The following is a 16,193-nucleotide window of genomic DNA, read 5'->3' as shown; positions in this document are numbered from 1 at the left end:
ATCAGGCCTCGGCGGCGGCGTCGGCCTCAGCCTCGGCCTTGTCCGACTTCTTGGCCTTCGGGGTGATGGCGACACCGGTGGTGGCGTCCTCGAAGCCGGCGACGGCCTTGGCGAACAGGTGCGAGAAGTCCTCGACCTTCGGCTCGGCGACCTTCAGCGGCTCCGGAGCCGGCAGGCCCTTGAACTTCTGCCAGTCGCCGGTCAGCTTCAGGATGGCGAGCACCGGCTCGGTCGGCTGGGCGCCGACGGACAGCCAGTACTGGGCGCGGTCGCTGTCGACCTCGATCTTCGAGGGGTTGTAGGTCGGCTGGTAGATGCCGATCTCCTCGATCGCGCGACCGTCACGCTTGGTGCGGGCGTCGGCGACGACGATGCGGTAGTGCGGGGAGCGAATCTTGCCGAGACGCTTCAGCTTGATCTTGACTGCCACGGGAGTGGATTCTCCTGGTGTTGACGTGGGTGAGCGGGCTCGCCATCGCGTGGGGTTGCGGAGCGGACCGTTCAAGGGACACGCCAGCCGTAGGAGAGAGGGGTCCTGCCCGGCTGCCGAGTACTCAGCTGTCCATTCTGCCACACCGGCGAGAACCGCCTGCACGCGGGCCCTTGACCGCCCGGCCACGGCCGGTCACCCCGCCACGGCCCGCCGTCCGGCCACGATCTCCGCGCAGTCGCACGAGGCTCGACCGGGAGCCCCCGCTCCCGGTCCGGCCCGAAGGAACCACTGTCCTGCTGTACCGCTCGTACTGCCGCACTTCAGTCCTGCCGCACTGCTGTCCTGCCGCACTGCTGTCCTGCCGCACTGCTGTCCTGCCGCACTGCTGTGCTGCCGAATCGCCGCACGGCCGCATTGCTCCACTGCACTGCTCACGGCCGCGCCGCTCGTGCCGCCGCGCCGCCGTACCGCTCACCGGCCGGCCGGACCACTGCCCGCACAGCGGTCCCGCCAGGACACCGACCGCGCTTACGCGATCTTGAACGGCTGCTGGCACGCGCCGCAGACGATGGACGCCTGGGCGAGGACCGACGGAACGACCCGGACGTTGCGACCGCAACCGCAGACCGCCTTGACCCGCACGCCGCCCCCGGAGGAGCCGTGCCGGGCCGCCGGGCCGCGGAAGGCACGCGTCGCCCCCTCACCGGCCACCGCCTCCTGGTGCGCCCCGAGGGCACGGTCCAGGCGCTCGATGGTCTCGGCGTACCGCTCCTGGGTCTCCTTGAGCATGGTCACCTGGGAGAAGCCGCTGCTCGCGTGCGGCTCGACCGGGTGCGCCAGGCCCAGCTCGGAAGCGAGCATCAGGAAGCGCCGGTTGTGGTAGCGGCCGGCCCGCGAGGTGTCCCGGATGTCCCGGGCCGCGGCCAGACCGTGGGCGGCCTCGTGGAGGAGGCGCTCGAAACCGAGCCGCGTCCCGCAGGCCGAGGAGGACTCCCCGATCAGGGCCTCGGGCGAAGCGAGGTCGGGAAGGTCCTGGTGGTGGGCCTGGATGTCGCTCCAGGCGGCGGCCAGTTCGGCCGCGAGAACGAGGGGCTGTGTCGTGCTCACGCTAGACCAACGATGGAGTGCGAGCCGATGTTCCGCATGTTCCCGTTCCGGGGGAATTCACAGGGAACTCCCAGGAATGCGAGGCCGCGCTCGAATTGCGCGTTCCGGATCTGACGCAAGACCAACCCCCTGCCGGTTTCGGCCCGTCGCGTCCTCGGCGGGCCTGGTGGAATTCCGTCCGGGGGCGGGCTGTCGCCACCCAGGACGTACGGCCCGTGGGGCCTGCCGGATTGACAGGGCCACGGGCCGTACACCGTACCGCTATTCCGTTAATACCGGGAGTTGACTGGCCAGTAGGGATGTCCGCCGCGAGGGCTCCCCCGGAACAGTTACCGGATTCTTACCCATCCGCATTCCGGGCAAATGTCTCCGGTGTCACCGCACCCGGCCATTACCGGCGCACGGCGGATGTCCGGCGGGCATCCGCGGGACATCCACCGGACATCGAACACCGAAAGCCGAACGCCAACGCCGGGCCGCCGGAACCCCGGAGACCGGACGTCACGACGGACGTCAGTACGCGCGGGCGACCAGCGCGACGTTGCCCTCCTGGTCGTCGGCCTGCGGCACCGAGCCGTCGGCCGCGACGATGCAGCGCACCGTGACGCCCTGCTCGGCCAGCTTGGCCTCGCCCTCCGCGCCGAGGTCCGCCCAGGAGATCCGGCCCCAGCCGGTCGCGGCGGCCTCGATGGCCTCGTCGATGGTCGTGACGTCCACCGTGCGGGACTCGCGGCGCTCGCGGGACTGGCGCAGCAGCAGCGCCTGGTCCTCCTCCAGGATGCCCGGCAGCAGCGCGGCCAGGGCGTCGATGGAGACCGGCTCCTTGCCGCCGGGGATGCGGCGGGCCAGCATCGCGGTGCCGTTCTCCAGGTCGCGCGGGCCGACCTCGATGCGCAGCGGAACGCCCTTGAGCTCCCAATCGACGGCGCGTCGGCCGAACGGGGTGTCGGTGCGGTCGTCGACCACGACCCGGACGCCGACGGCCTCCAGCGCGGCGCCGATCTCGCGGACCTTGGCGATGACCGCGTCATCGCCCTTGATCGCGAGCACGACGGCCTGGACGGCGGCCAGACGCGGGGGCACCCGCAGGCCGTTGTCGTCGCCGTGGGACATGATCAGGCCGCCGACCATGCGGGTCGAGACGCCCCAGGAGGTCTGCCAGACGTGCTCGCGCTCGGCGCCCTGGAGCTGGTAGGTCGTGTTGAACGCCTTGGCGAAGTTCTGGCCCAGCTCGTGGCTGGTGCCCATCTGCAGCGCCTTGCCGTCGCCCATCATGCCCTCCAGGGTGAGGGTGTTGATGGCGCCGGCGAAGCGCTCCTTGGCGGTCTTGCGGCCGAGCACGACGTCGATGCCGAGCACGTTCGTCATGAAGTCGCCGTAGACCTGGGTGTGGATCATCGACGCGTAGTCGCGGGCGTCCTCGTAGGTGGCGTGGGCGGTGTGGCCCTCCTGCCAGAGGAACTCGGTGGTGCGCAGGAAGACGCGCGGGCGCAGCTCCCAACGGACCACGTTGGCCCACTGGTTGATCAGCAGGGGCAGGTCGCGGTGGCTCTGCACCCACTTCGAGAAGTACTCGTTGATGATCGTCTCGGAGGTCGGCCGGACGACGACCGGCTCCTCCAGCTGCTTGCCACCGCCGTGGGTGACCACCGCGAGCTCGGGGGCGAAGCCCTCGACGTGCTCGGCTTCCTTGGTGAGGTACGACTGCGGGATGAACATCGGGAAGTAGGCGTTCTGGGCGCCGGCCTTCTTGATCCGCGCGTCCATCTCCTGCTGCATCCGCTCCCACAGGCCGTAGCCGTACGGTCGGATGACCATGGTGCCGCGCACCGGACCGTTGTCGGCCAGCTCGGCCTTGTTGATGAGGTCCTGGTACCAGCGCGGGAAGTCTTCCGCCTGAGGGGTGAGAACAGGTGCCTTAGCCATGGGGCGAATGGTACGGGGACCGGGCCCCCGGTTTCGAATCGGTATCACCGGACGGGGGCGCACCACCGCGATGCCCGCGCACCACCCTGCACCCCTCTGGACGCCGGGCCCGACCCGCTGTTCGCTGGTGTGGGGCGGGACTTTGGGGGAGCCGTAGCAGCACACCGAAGGACCGGATGGGAGGCCGCGATGGCTTCAGCTCGTACGACCGGCACGACCGGCACGACCGCACGACCGGCGGGCACGGGGCCGACGACCGCACGACCGGCGGGTACAGGACCGACGGGCGCACGACCGACCGGCGCGGGGCCGACGGGCGCCCGCCCGCACCACCCGCAGCCCGGGACCGCCCGGTCCGCGCGGGCGCGTGACTGGGCGGAGATCCAGGAGCGCATGCTGGTGCCGCTCTACGAGGCGGTCTACGACCGCCTGGAGGTCGGCCCGGCGAGCAGCGTGCTGGGCCTGGGCTGCCGGTCCGGACTGGCCCTGCTGCTCGCGGCCGGGCGGGGTGCCCAGGTCGCCGGGCAGGAGCCGCGGGAGGAGCTGCGGGCGCTGGCGCACGGCCGACGGCTACGGGTGTGCGACGGGGCCCGGACGACCGCCGCCGTCCCCCGGCCGGCCCATTCCCTGGTGACGGTTTTCGAGCAGCTGCCCGGCGCCGCCGAGTCACGCCCGGTGGTCGCCGAGGCGGCCGGGCTCGCCCTGCCGGGCGGGCACGTGGTGCTGGCCGCCTGGGGCCCGCCGGAGCGCTGCGAGAGCGCCGCGGTGCTGGACGTGGCCCGTCGCAGGGCGAGCCGGACCACCGCGCGGGACCCGTTCGAGCTGAGCTCGCCCGGCGCGCTGGAGGACCTGCTCGCCCCGGCCGGTCTGCGCCCGGCCGGCAGCGGCCGGGTGAGCTGCCCGTTCGCCTACCCGGACCTCGACAGCGCGGTGCGCGGGCTGCTCTCCACCGGTCTGTTCGAACCGGCCGAGGAGTTCTCCGGTGCCTCGCTGGTGGCCAAGGAACTGGAGGAGGCGCTCCAGCCGTACCTGCGGGCGGACGGCTCGGTGCGGATGGAGAACCTGTTCCGCTACCTGGTCGCCGAGCGGCCGCGCTAGCCGGGCCCGTTCGGGCCGGGTCCGCTCATCCGGGTCCTGCCGGGGCGACGCAGGGAGCCGAACACGACAACGGACACGGCACCGGACACGACACCGGGGGCGCCCGCCACCACGGCGAGCGCCCCCGGCACCGGACTTCACGCCCGGCCGATCGACTTCCCGCCGCCCCCGTCCGGACCGCCCTCGTCCGGACCGCCTCCGTCCGAGCCGTTCCCCTCCGACGAAGCCCCGCCCGACGGAGCCCCCTCCGAAGGAGCCCCCTCCGGAGAAACCCCCTCCCCCGAGGCCGCCTCCCGCGGCACTCCCGCCGCCCGGTACGCCGCCTCCTCGTCCAGCGTCTCCGCCTCCAGCAGCGCCGCCGCCAGCGCGTCCAGGCGGTGCCGCTGCTCGGTCAGGATCCGCACCGCGTCGTCGTAGCACTCGGAGACGATCCGCCGGGCCTCCTCGTCCACCGCGTCGAGGGTGGTCGGCGCCGCGGAGAGCCCGTACGCACCGGCGCCCTGGGCGTCCGCGGGCACCGCGGTCAGCCGGCCGACCCGCTCGCTCATCCCCCAGCGCCCGGCCATCCCGCGGGCGATGCTGGTGACCTGCTCCAGGTCGCTCTCCGCGCCGGTGGTGATCACCCCGTAGACCACCTGCTCGGCCGCCATCCCGCCGAGCGCGCCGATGATCCGGCCGCGCAGGTAGGGCTCGGTGTACGAGTAGCGGTCGTTCTCCGGGGTGGAGAGGGTGACGCCCAGCGCCCGGCCGCGCGGCACGATGGTGATCTTGCGGACCGGGTCCGCGCCGGGCTGGAGCATGCCCAGCAGCGCGTGCCCGCTCTCGTGGTAGGCCGTGCGCTCGCGCTCCTCCTGCGGCATCACCAGCGGCCGTACGGCGCCGAGCTGGACCTTCTCCAGGGCGTCCGAGAGGTCGCGCCCGTCGACCGCGTCCTGCTTGCGCTTGACGGCCAGCAGCGCGGCCTCGTTGACCAGGTTGGCGAGTTCGGCGCCGGTCATCCCCGGGGTGACCTTCGCCAGCTGGTCGAGGTCCGCGTCGCCGGCCAGCGGGACGCTGCGGCTGTGGATGCGCAGGATCGCGGCGCGGCCCTCCCGGTCGGGCGGGCTGACGGTGATCCGCCGGTCGAAGCGGCCCGGCCGCAGCAGTGCCGGGTCGAGCACGTCCGCCCGGTTGGTCGCGGCGATCACGATGACGCCCTCGGAGCCGGTGAAGCCGTCCATCTCGGTGAGGATCTGGTTGAGGGTCTGCTCGCGCTCGTCGTGCCCGCCCATGCCGCCGCCCGCGCCGCGCTGGCGCCCGATGGTGTCGATCTCGTCGATGAAGATGATCGCCGGGGCGACCTTGCGGGCCTCGGCGAACAGCTCGCGGACCCGGCTGGCGCCGACGCCGACGATCATCTCGATGAACTCGGAGGCGGAGGCGGAGAAGAACGGCACGTCGGCCTCGCCGGCCACCGCTCGGGCCAGCAGGGTCTTGCCGGTGCCGGGCGGGCCGCTGAGCAGCACCCCGCGCGGCATCTTGGCGCCGAGCCTGCGGTACCGCTCGGGGTTCTTCAGGTAGTCGACCACCTCGGTGAGTTCGGCCTCGACCTCGTCGATGCCGGCCACGTCGGCGAAGGTGGTGCGCTTGCCCTCCTCGGCGGTGACCGGCTTGGGCGGGGCCTTGCGGCCGAGCGGTCCGCCGCCGAGCCCGCCGGCCATCCGCCGGGCCAGCAGCACCCAGATGAAGACCAGCAGCAGCATCGGGGCGAGCGAGAGCAGCAGGTTGGTGAGGAAGCTGCGCTGCTGGACGGGCGAGGTGGCGGTGACCTCGACGCCCTGCTGTTGCAGGGTGGTCCAGAGGTTGTCGCCCGCGAAGGAGGGCCGCTGGGTGTCGAACTCGGTGTAGTCGCCCTTGCCGCCGTCGGGCTTGGGCTGGGCGGTCTTGAGGGTGCCCTCGATCGCGTCGCCCTTGGCGTAGATCTTGGTGATGTTGCCCTTGTTCAGCTGGTGGTTGAACTCGGTGTACGAGATCGTGGTGGCACCGGCGGGGCCGAAGAAGGACAGCAGCAGGTCCGAGATCAGGAACACCACGAGGGCGGTGAGGGCGAGGCCCACCCAGCCGCCGGGCATCCGGCGCTTGGGTGGAGGCGGGGGCGGAGCGCCCTCCGAGCGCCAGGGCTGGTCGGGGGTCTGACGCGGCGGCACGGGTTCGGTCACCCATCGGACAATACGGACAGGCGCTCGGGCGGGCCAATCGCAACGCCGCGCCCGGGCCGCCGTACGGCCCTGCCGACCCCTCCCACCAGCGGCTATGCCGCCGCGTCGGGCCACTCCTCGGCGGTCAGCGCGAACCGCTCGTGGTCGCGCCAGTCCCCCTGGAGGAACAGCATCCGCGGGGAGAAGCCCTCGTGCCGGAAGCCCAGCCGCTTGGCCATCGCGATCGAGCGCTCGTTCTCCGGCTGGACGTTGATCTCCAGCCGGTGCAGCCCCAGCCCGTCGGCCGACTGCGGGGCGAAGCAGCGGTCCAGGACCAGCCGCATGCCCTCGGTCATCCGCCCGGTGCCGTTGAACGGCAGGTACGAGTCGTAGCCCAGCGAGGCGTTGCAGAACCGTCCCAGCACGATGTTGGCGACGTTCACCTTGCCGACCAGGCCGCCGGTCTCCCGGTCGACGATCAGGAAGGTGCGCAGCCCGGAGCCCTGGCGCTTCAGCAGGTCGGGCAGTCCGTCGGGCTCGACCGGGTTCCACCGTCCGATGTGTTCGGCGGAGCGCCGGACCGCCTCGGCGTACGCGGCCGTGTCCGCGGCCCTCGGGGCCCTGATCATCACTCGCATGTCCTCATCATCGGACACGCGATCGGCCCGCCGCCCGGAAATACCGGACGACGGGCCGACCAAAATCGATCAAGACCAGTCAGAGTCGATCAAAGGCCATCAGGAAGCGATCCCCACCGGAACCGTTCCAGGACGACGCAGGACTACAGCAGGTCCTTGAACTCCTTGGGCAGCTCGAAGTCGGCCGGGCCCTTGCCCGCGCCGAGACCGAACGCGCCGCCGTCCGCCGGGGCCTGGCCGGCGCCCGGCCCGAGCGCGCGGCGCTGGGCGGCCGCGGCCTCCTCCTGCGCGCGCTTCAGCGGGTTGCCGCTCTTGCGCTTGCCCTTGGCCTGCGGGGCCTTCTTGGCGGACTTCTTCCCGCCGCCGCCCATGCCCGGGATCCCCGGCATGCCCGGCACGCCCTTGCCGGAGGCCATCGCGGACATCATCTTGCGGGCGTCGAAGAACCGCTCGACCAGGTTCTTCACCTCGCCGACCTGGACGCCCGAGCCCTTGGCGATGCGGGCCCGGCGGGAGCCGTTGATCAGCTCCGGCTCGGCCCGCTCGGCCGGGGTCATCGACTTGATGATCGCGCCGACCCGGTTGACGTCCTTGTCGTCGATGTTGTTGATCTGCTCCCGGATCTGGCCCATGCCGGGCAGCATGCCGAGCAGCTTGGAGATCGAGCCCATCTTCTGGACCTGCTCCAGCTGGGACAGGAAGTCGTCCAGGGTGAACTGCTTCGGGCCGCCGCGCAGCTTGGCGGCGATCTTCTCCGCCTCGGCCTGCGAGAAGGTCTGCTCGGCCTTCTCGATCAGCGAGAGGACGTCACCCATGCCGAGGATGCGCGAGGCCATCCGGTCCGGGTGGAAGGCGTCGAAGTCGTCGACCTTCTCGCCGTTGGAGGCGAACATGATCTGGCGGCCGGTGACGTGCGCGACCGACAGGGCGGCACCACCGCGGGCGTCGCCGTCGAGCTTGGACAGCACCACACCGGTGAAGTCGACGCCGTCGAGGAAGGCCTGCGCGGTGGTGACCGCGTCCTGGCCGATCATCGCGTCGACGACGAACAGGACCTCGTCCGGGTTCACCGCGGCGCGGATGTCGGCGGCCTGCTGCATCAGCTCGGCGTCGATGCCGAGGCGGCCGGCGGTGTCGACGATGACGACGTCGTACTGCTTCTGCTTGGCGTACTCGATCGAGTCCTTGGCGACCTGCACCGGATCGCCGACGCCGTTGCCCGGCTGCGGACCGTAGAAGGCCACACCGGCGCGCTCGGCGACCACCTGGAGCTGGTTCACCGCGTTGGGGCGCTGGAGGTCGCAGGCGACCAGCAGCGGGGTGTGCTTCTGCGCCTTCAGCCAGTGGCCGAGCTTGCCCGCCAGGGTGGTCTTACCGGCGCCCTGGAGGCCGGCGAGCATGATCACCGTCGGGCCGTTCTTGGCGAACCGCACCCGGCGGGTCTCGCCACCGAGGATCGAGATGAGCTCCTCGTTGACGATCTTGATGATCTGCTGCGCCGGGTTCAGCGCGCCGGAGACCTCGGCACCGAGCGCCCGCTCCTTGACCTGCTTGATGAAGGCCCGGACGACCGGCAGCGCGACGTCCGCCTCCAGCAGGGCGATGCGGATCTCGCGGGCCGTGGCGTCGATGTCCGCCTCGCTCAGGCGGCCCTTGCCCCGGAGGTTCTTGAACGTCGCTGCGAGGCGATCGGAAAGGGTGTCGAACACGTCGGCGCGGGTCCTCTGCGGCATCGGTATCGGTACGGTCGTCGTCCCCCAGGGTATCCGGCCACCCCGGGTACGGTCTCCACCCCGGTCGGAACCCCTGCCCGGACCCCTGCCCGGGCCCCGCCCCCGGCCCGTACCGGCTCGCCCCCGCACCGGCTCGCCCGGCCCGCACCGGCTCGCCCGGCCCGTAGCGGCTCACCCGGCCCGCACCGGCTCGCCCGGCCCGCACCGGCTCGCCCTGCCCGTACCGGCCTGAGCCGGCCCGCCCTCAGCCCAGCACCGCCCGGACCGCCGCCGCCACCTCCCCGGCCCGCCCGGCGGTCAGCGGACGGCCCGCCGCGTCCGTCAGGTAGAACGAGTCGACCGCCTCCGCCCCCAGCGTGGAGACGTGCGCGGTGCGCACCCGGACACCCGCCCCGTCCAGCGCCCGGCCGATCCGGTGCAGCAGCCCCGGGGCGTCGTGCGCCCGCACCTCCAGCACCGTCGCGGTCGCCGAGGCCGCCGCGGGCGCCACCGTGACCAGCGGCGGCGGCGTGGGGATGCCCCGGCGGCGCGGGGCGGCGGCGTCCCGCTCGGCGAGGCGGCGGGCGACGTCCAGCGAGCCGTCCAGCGCCCGGCGCAGGTCGGCGCGCAGCCGGGCCGCCTCCGGCAGCGCGCCGTACTCGGCCGCCACCCGCCAGGACAGCAGCAGGACCGGCCCGCTCCCCACCGGGTCCAGCTCGCGCAGCCCGGCCGAGCGGACGGCCAGCCGGTGCAGCGCGAGCACCCCGGCGGCGGTGCCGAGCAGCCCGGGACGGTCCGGGACCGCCAGGTTCAGCTCGACGCCCATCGGCTCGGCGCCCGGGTCCCCCTCGGAGCGGGCCCGCAGCGACAGCGCCGGCCCGCCGGTGCGGGCGGCCTCGACGGCGAGCCGCTCCTGCTCCGCGGTCGGCGCCGTCTCCACCGGCCCGGTGCCCGCCCCGGCCAGCCGGTCCGCGACCCGGGCCACCAGGCCGTCCACCAGCGAGGCCCGCCAGCCGCTCCACGCGGCCGGGCCGGTGGCCAGCGCGTCCGCCTCGGTGAGCGCGTGCAGCAGCTCCAGCTCCGGCAGCGTGGTGACCACCTCGGTGATCGCCTCGACGGTGGCCGGGTCGTCCGGGTCCCGCCGGGTGGCGGTGTCCACCAGGAGCAGGTGGTGGCGCACCAGCACCGCCAGGGTCCGGATGTCCTCGGGGCCGAAGCCCATCCGGGCGGCGAGGTCGCGGACGATCACCTCACCGGCCTTGCTGTGGTCCCCCGGCCAGCCCTTGCCGATGTCGTGCAGCAGCGCGGCGACCAGCAGCAGGTCCGGCCGTGCCACCCGCCGGGTCATCGCGGCGGCCCGCGCCGCCGTCTCCACCAGGTGCCGGTCCACCGTCCAGCGGTGCACCGCGTTGCGCTGGGGGCGGCAGCGCACCCGCTCCCAGTCCGGCAGCAGCCGGCTCACCAGCCCCTGCGCCTCCAGCGCCTCCCACACCGGGACGGCCGCCTCCCCCGCCCCCAGCAGGGTGACCAGCTGCTCGCGCGCCTCGTCCGGCCAGGGCACCGGCAGCGCGCGGCACTCGGCGGCCAGCCGGCGCACCGTGGCGTGCGAGACGGTCAGCCCGTTCTGCGCGGCGGCGGCCGCCGCGCGCAGCGGCAGCACCGGGTCGGCTGCCGGACGGGCTCCCTGGGCGAGCACCGCCTCGCCGTCCTGCTCGACCACGCCCTCGGCCAGCGGACGCCGTTCGACCGCGCCCCGGGCCACCGCGCCGCCGCGCACGGCGCCCGCGAACGGGATGCCCGGCCGCCACACCCGCCGGCCCCGGCCACCGCGGGCCGCGAGCACCCGGTCCACCGCCCGCCAGGTGACGTCCCCCGCGTACGCGACGGTGCGGGCGGCCTCGTAGACCCGGCGCAGCAGGGCGTCGGCGTCCAGCACCCCGAGCCGCTCGGCGACCTGGTCCTGGTCCTGGAGGACGAGCCGGTCGGTGGCCCGGCCGGTGGCCAGGTGCAGGGCGTCGCGCACGTCGGCCAGCCACCGCGCCGCGGCGTCCAGGCCGTCCCGGGGCGCGTCGGCCAGCCAGGTCGCGGCGATCGCGTCCAGCGCCACGACGTCGCGCAGGCCGCCGCGGGCCTCCTTGAGGTCGGGCTCCAGCAGGAAGGACAGCTCACCCTGCCGTTCGGCCCGCGCACGGCCCAGCTCGCGCAGCTCGGGCAGGCGCGCCGGGGCGCTCGCGCGCCAGTCGGTGAGCACCGCGGCGCGCAGCTCCTCGGTGAGCGCCTGGTCCCCGGCCAGGTGGCGGGCGTTCAGCAGACCGAGCTGGACCTTGAGGTCGGCGGCGGCCACCGAGCGGGCCCCGGCGACGGTGCGCACCGAGTGGTCGAGCCTGACGCCCGCGTCCCAGACCGGGTACCAGATCCGCTCGGGCAGCTCCCGGGCGATCGGGCCCGCGTGCAGCAGCAGGACGTCCAGGTCGCTGCGCGGGGACAGCTCGCCGCGCCCGTAGCCGCCGACGGCGACCAGCGCGACGCCCGACGGCGGGGCGCCGGCGGTCGCGAGCAGCCCGGCCAGCCAGTCGTCGGTCAGCCGGGCGAGCGCCTGCCGGCGGGGGCGGCCGACCGGGCCCGGGGCGGCCAGCAGCGCGGCCCGGGCGGCGGCGCCACCGGCCGCGGCGGCGGGGTCGGAGGGGTCGGTCTCGGTGGCCATGCGCGTGGATCCCGTCCGTGGTGCTGGTGAACCGTCCTGCTGTGAACCGTCCGTCGGGTGATCCGTCCAGCCGGTGAACCGCCCGTCGGGCGGACCGTCCTGCCGGTGGGCCGTCGTACGTACTGGTGGACCCGTCCGGGTGAGCCGTCCCGCGAACGGGCCGTTCGACCGAACGGGCAACGGAGGCCGGCGGAGGGCGGCACCGCCCGCCACGGGCCCTACAGGGCGTCCGGGCCCCGCTCTCCGGTGCGGACCCGTACGGCGGTGTCGACCGGCACGCTCCACACCTTGCCGTCGCCGATCTTCCCGGTCCGGGCGGCCTTCACCAGGACGTCGATCAGGTCCTCGGCGTCCTCGTCCTCGACCAGGACCTCGATCCTGACCTTCGGCACCAGGTCCACGGTGTACTCGGCCCCCCGGTACACCTCGGTGTGGCCGCGCTGACGGCCGTAGCCGCTGGCCTCGGTCACGGTCAGGCCCTGGACCCCGAAGGCCTGGAGGGCGGCCTTCACCTCGTCCAGTCGGTACGGCTTGATCACGGCGGTGATGAGCTTCATCGGGCGTCGACCTCGGTCTTCTTCTCGGCGGGCGTAGGAGCAACGGCCTTCGGAGCGACGGGCTCCTCGGCGGCGCCCGTCGGAGCGACGGCCTTCGGAGCGGCGGGCTTCCCCGCCGTCCCGGTCGTCCCGGCCACGGGCCCCTCGACCACTCCGGCCGCAGACCCCGTGGCAGGCCCGGAGGCAGCGGCGGCCAGGCCCGGCAGGGCCCGGGCCAGCCCCGCCCCCACGGCGCTGAAATCGTAGGCGGACTCGGCGTGTTCGGCCTGGTCGATGCCGGCCACCTCGACCTCCCCGGCGACCCGGAAGCCGACCAGCCGGTCGACCGCCTTGGCCAGCAGCCAGGACAGCACGAAGGAGTACGCCGCGACCGCCGCGACACCCATCGCCTGCTTGCCCAGCTGCCCGAACCCGCCTCCGTAGAACAGGCCCTTCACGTCCTGGCCGACCCCGCCAGTGGCGAACAGGCCGACCAGCAGCGAGCCCACCGCCCCGCCGACCGCGTGCACGCCCACCACGTCGAGCGAGTCGTCGAAGCCCCAGCGGTACTTGAGCGAGACGGCGGCGCAACAGACCGCACCCGCGACCAGCCCGATCGCCACCGCGCCGAGCGGGCTGACCGAGCCGCACGCCGGAGTGATCGCGACCAGCCCGGAAACCGCACCGGAGACGGCGCCCAGCGTGGTGAACGCGCCGTGCCTGAGCCTCTCGTAGACCAGCCAGCCGAGCAGCGCCGCGCCGGTGGCCACCTGGGTGTTGACCATCGCCATCGCGGCGACGCCGTTGGCGGCCAGCGCCGATCCCGCGTTGAAGCCGAACCAGCCGAACCAGAGCAGCCCGGAGCCCAGCATCACCAGCGGCAGGCTGTGCGGGCGCATCGGGTCCTTCCGGAAGCCGATCCGCTTGCCCAGCACCAGGCAGAGCGCGAGTCCGGCGACGCCCGCGTTGATGTGCACGGCCGTCCCGCCGGCGAAGTCGATCACGCCGTTGCGGTCGCCCAGCCAGCCGCCGTGGCCGCCGTCGAAGAAGAACACCCAGTGGGCGACCGGGAAGTAGACGACCGTCACCCAGAGCGCGATGAACAGTCCCCAGGCCGTGAACCTGGCGCGGTCCGCGACGGCGCCGCTGATCAGCGCCGGGGCGATGACCGCAAACATCAGCTGGAAGAGCGCGAAGGCGGTGACCGGGATGGTGCCGGTCAGCTCGTTCAGGCCGAGGCCGCGCATCCCGAGGTGGTCCAGGTCGCCGATCAGACCGGCGAAGGAGTCGGACCCGAAGCTGAGCGAGTACCCGTAGAGGACCCACAGCACGCTGACGACGCCGAGCGAGAGGAAGCTCATCGCCAGCATGTTCAGCGTGCTCTTGGCCCTGACCATGCCCCCGTAGAAGAAGGCCAGCCCGGGGGTCATCAGCATGACCAGGGCCGCGCTGATGAGTACGAAGGCGGTGTCGCCCGCACTGAAGCCGTCCGGCATCGGCGTCTCCTCTGCGTCCAGGCCGATCCGCACCCGGGGATCCGTCCCGTGCTGCCACCCGGGGTGTCGGCGTTGGACAGGAGCGTGCCGGAGGCTGGTTTCGGCCGGTGCGGCCGCTTGTTTCGCCGCCGTGACGCATGCGGCGCGCGGGTTACGACCGCGTGAACCACGGCCCTGCCGCCGCCCGGCGCAACGCCGGGCGCGGAGCACCACCCCGCCGGAGCAACGCCGGGCCCGGACACACCACCGACCGTGACGGCGGCGGCCGTCACGGTCGGTGGAGCTTCTCCGGACGGTCCCCGGCAGGGCCGGTCAGACAGTCGGATGGTCGGGCGGTCAGACGGTCTGGCGGTCTGGCGGTCAGACCACCGAGACGTACTCCGGGAGGTCCTGGACGACCCGCTCCTTGAGCCGGCTCACCGCGTCCACGCCCTTGAACCGCTCCGCCGCGGCCTCCGTGGTCTTGCGCACCCGGGAGTTCAGCCGCTCCGAGCGGACCTTGGTGGCGATGTCCACCGCCTCCTCGGCGTACCGCACCGCCTCCTCGGCCTCCTTCTGGAGCAGGTGCACGCTGGCCATGCCGACCAGGTTGAAGGCGAACGAGCGCACGTGGTCGGCGTCCTCGCGGAACAGGTCGACCGCGCGCCCCATCACCGGCGCGGACATCGAGGCGTAGAGCCCGGCGTTGTCCGAGTGGTACGCGAGGTCCCGGTAGGAGTGGGCGTTCTCGGCGTTCAGCTCGGCCGGCGAGAAGAACTTCAGCCAGTCCGGCTCGGTGTCCCCCTCCCGGATGTCGGTGAAGGTGTCCTCGGCCAGCCGGATCGCCCGGGCGCAGCGGTTGACCTCGCCGATGGTGGCGTAGGCGCGCGCCTCCATCGCGTACAGCAGGGACTGCTGGCGCGGGGTGGCGGAGTCGCGGCTGCCGTACTGGGCCAGGTGGATCAGCTCCAGGGCGTCCTCGCCCCGGTTGAGGTGGATCATCTGGCGGCTCATGTCGGTGAGGATCAGCGCACCGAACGGGCGGTCCCCCGCCTCCTTGGCCGCGTGCAGGGCGAGCACGTAGTACTTCTGCGCGCTCGGGTGCATCCCGACGTCGTAGGACATCCACCCGGCGAGGTGGGCGAGTTCGGCGGTGAGCCGGAACAGCCGCTTGGTGGTGGCCTCGTTGTACGTCTCCTGGAGCAGGTCGGTGACCTCGTGGAGCTGCCCGACGACGGCCTTGCGGCGCAGCCCGCCGCCGTTCTGCGCGTCCCACTGCCGGAACATGACCGTGGTCTGCTCCAGCAGTTCGAGCTCGGGTTCGGAGAGCCGGCCGGTGAACGCCTCGCCGCCGTTGGCCGCGGTGAGGATCGGGGTGGGGACCCCGGTCGGGCCGGGGGCGAGCCAGCGCTGCATCGGCTCGATCAGCGCGGCGCCCGCGGTCAGCGCCAGCGAGGTGCCGAGGAAGCCCCGGCGGTTGAGCATGAGGTCGCTGCGGGAGTAGTCGCTGATCAGCTGGACGGTCTGCTGCCCGCTCCACGGCAGGTCGACGCTGCCGCCCACGGTCGAGACCGGGATCGCGGCGCGCAGACCGAGGTCCTCGATCGAGACCACCGAGCCGAACCGTTCGGAGAAGAGCTCCGACATGATCTTGGGGATCGGCTCCCGGGGCTGTTCGCCGTCGAGCCAGCGGCGCACCCGGGAGGTGTCGGTGGACACGTGGTGGGCGCCGATCTGCCGGGCCTTCCGGTTGACCTGGCGGGCCAACTCGCCCTTGGACCAGCCACTGCGGACGAACCACGTGGTCAGCTTCTCGTTCGGTTGCTTCTCTGCCATGGGTGACGTCCCCATCCCGCCCGGCCCCCAACGGGGCCCCGATCGTGACCGCCCGACGGTTGCGGGCTCTTGCCAGACGTGCCGTGCCTGAAGTGCTGCCGCGCCGCGGCGGTGCCGCACCGCGACGCTCTCGCACTGGTGTGCCATCCTCGCGGACGATCCGTCAGATCCCCTACTCCCGTAGCCAGTCGACCCGGAACGAGCACCTCGACGACATCCGCATGCTGAACGTAATGCCCTGCGAGGGGCCCGCGGGAGCGGCCCTGGCGAAACGCCACCTTTCGCCACCCCCGGGAGTGAACCGCAGCCCGGGGGCGCACGCTTCACTTAGGAGGTCCCGACGGCTCGGCGTATGCGGCCCGCCCAGTCACCCGGCGTTTCCCGGAGGACCCGGCGGACCCGCAATCCACCGCGGTCACAGGCGAGTTCACCGTCCACTCCGGACGGCGCCAGTCCCACGAACACGACGATCCGGCATCGCCGCCGCCACCACAAGGCGGCGCCCGAGGCACACGGACGGAACAGGCGCACACCACGCGCTGCGCGCCGCC

The 16,193-nt window shown here is 73.2% G+C and carries 11 protein-coding genes; 1 reads left to right on the top strand and 10 read right to left on the bottom strand.

Annotated elements, in window-relative coordinates:
• Nucleotide 1 precedes the first annotated feature (1 nt).
• From rpsP to proS, 3 genes are all read right to left on the bottom strand, one after another.
• On the bottom strand, nt 2-430 hold the full coding sequence (gene rpsP / locus ACZ55U_RS23915; protein ID WP_196946892.1) for a 30S ribosomal protein S16: 429 nt from the start codon (nt 428-430) through the stop codon (nt 2-4).
• Nucleotides 431-961: 531 nt separating this feature from the next.
• Entirely contained in the window at nt 962-1,540 is a 579-nt protein-coding gene (locus ACZ55U_RS23910; protein WP_380696563.1) for a hypothetical protein, read from the bottom strand.
• Between the two features lie 513 nt (nt 1,541-2,053).
• On the bottom strand, nt 2,054-3,466 hold the full coding sequence (proS, locus tag ACZ55U_RS23905) for a proline--tRNA ligase (protein WP_465528752.1): 1,413 nt from the start codon (nt 3,464-3,466) through the stop codon (nt 2,054-2,056).
• 393 nt (nt 3,467-3,859) lie between these two features.
• On the opposite strand from proS, the gene ACZ55U_RS23900 reads away from it, so the two are divergent.
• Nucleotides 3,860-4,564 carry a class I SAM-dependent methyltransferase gene (locus ACZ55U_RS23900; protein ID WP_465528750.1) on the top strand — a complete coding sequence of 235 codons (705 nt, stop codon included), beginning with the start codon at nt 3,860-3,862 and terminating at the stop codon, nt 4,562-4,564.
• A 137-nt stretch (nt 4,565-4,701) separates the two neighbouring features.
• Here ACZ55U_RS23900 and ftsH read toward each other — a convergent pair whose 3' ends face one another.
• The 7 genes from ftsH to nsdA all read right to left on the bottom strand — a co-directional run bounded on the left by ftsH (nt 4,702) and on the right by nsdA (nt 15,642).
• The gene (ftsH, locus tag ACZ55U_RS23895; protein ID WP_465528748.1) at nt 4,702-6,762 is read right to left on the bottom strand and encodes an ATP-dependent zinc metalloprotease FtsH; all 2,061 of its coding nucleotides are present in this window, start codon (nt 6,760-6,762) and stop codon (nt 4,702-4,704) included.
• 92 nt (nt 6,763-6,854) lie between these two features.
• Nucleotides 6,855-7,379, bottom strand: coding sequence for a GNAT family N-acetyltransferase (locus ACZ55U_RS23890; protein WP_465528746.1), 525 nt, complete (start codon nt 7,377-7,379; stop codon nt 6,855-6,857).
• Nucleotides 7,380-7,522: 143 nt separating this feature from the next.
• Nucleotides 7,523-9,088 (bottom strand): signal recognition particle protein, encoded by a 1,566-nt coding sequence (gene ffh, locus ACZ55U_RS23885; protein WP_465528807.1) that lies wholly within the window; start codon nt 9,086-9,088, stop codon nt 7,523-7,525.
• A gap of 268 nt (nt 9,089-9,356) precedes the next feature.
• Nucleotides 9,357-11,795 carry a [protein-PII] uridylyltransferase gene (locus ACZ55U_RS23880; protein ID WP_465528744.1) on the bottom strand — a complete coding sequence of 813 codons (2,439 nt, stop codon included), beginning with the start codon at nt 11,793-11,795 and terminating at the stop codon, nt 9,357-9,359.
• A 218-nt stretch (nt 11,796-12,013) separates the two neighbouring features.
• Nucleotides 12,014-12,352, bottom strand: coding sequence for a P-II family nitrogen regulator (locus ACZ55U_RS23875; protein WP_316526085.1), 339 nt, complete (start codon nt 12,350-12,352; stop codon nt 12,014-12,016).
• Nucleotides 12,349-13,827 (bottom strand): ammonium transporter, encoded by a 1,479-nt coding sequence (locus ACZ55U_RS23870; protein WP_465528742.1) that lies wholly within the window; start codon nt 13,825-13,827, stop codon nt 12,349-12,351. The genes ACZ55U_RS23875 and ACZ55U_RS23870 overlap by 4 nt, the downstream gene beginning before the upstream one ends.
• A gap of 360 nt (nt 13,828-14,187) precedes the next feature.
• Nucleotides 14,188-15,642 (bottom strand): transcriptional repressor NsdA, encoded by a 1,455-nt coding sequence (gene nsdA / locus ACZ55U_RS23865; RefSeq protein WP_465528740.1) that lies wholly within the window; start codon nt 15,640-15,642, stop codon nt 14,188-14,190.
• Nucleotides 15,643-16,193 lie beyond the last annotated feature (551 nt).

This window comes from Kitasatospora sp. NPDC034533 (assembly GCF_055575155.1).
The sequence above is the reverse complement of the archived record's forward strand: the minus strand, read 5'-3'. Positions and strand labels throughout refer to the sequence as shown.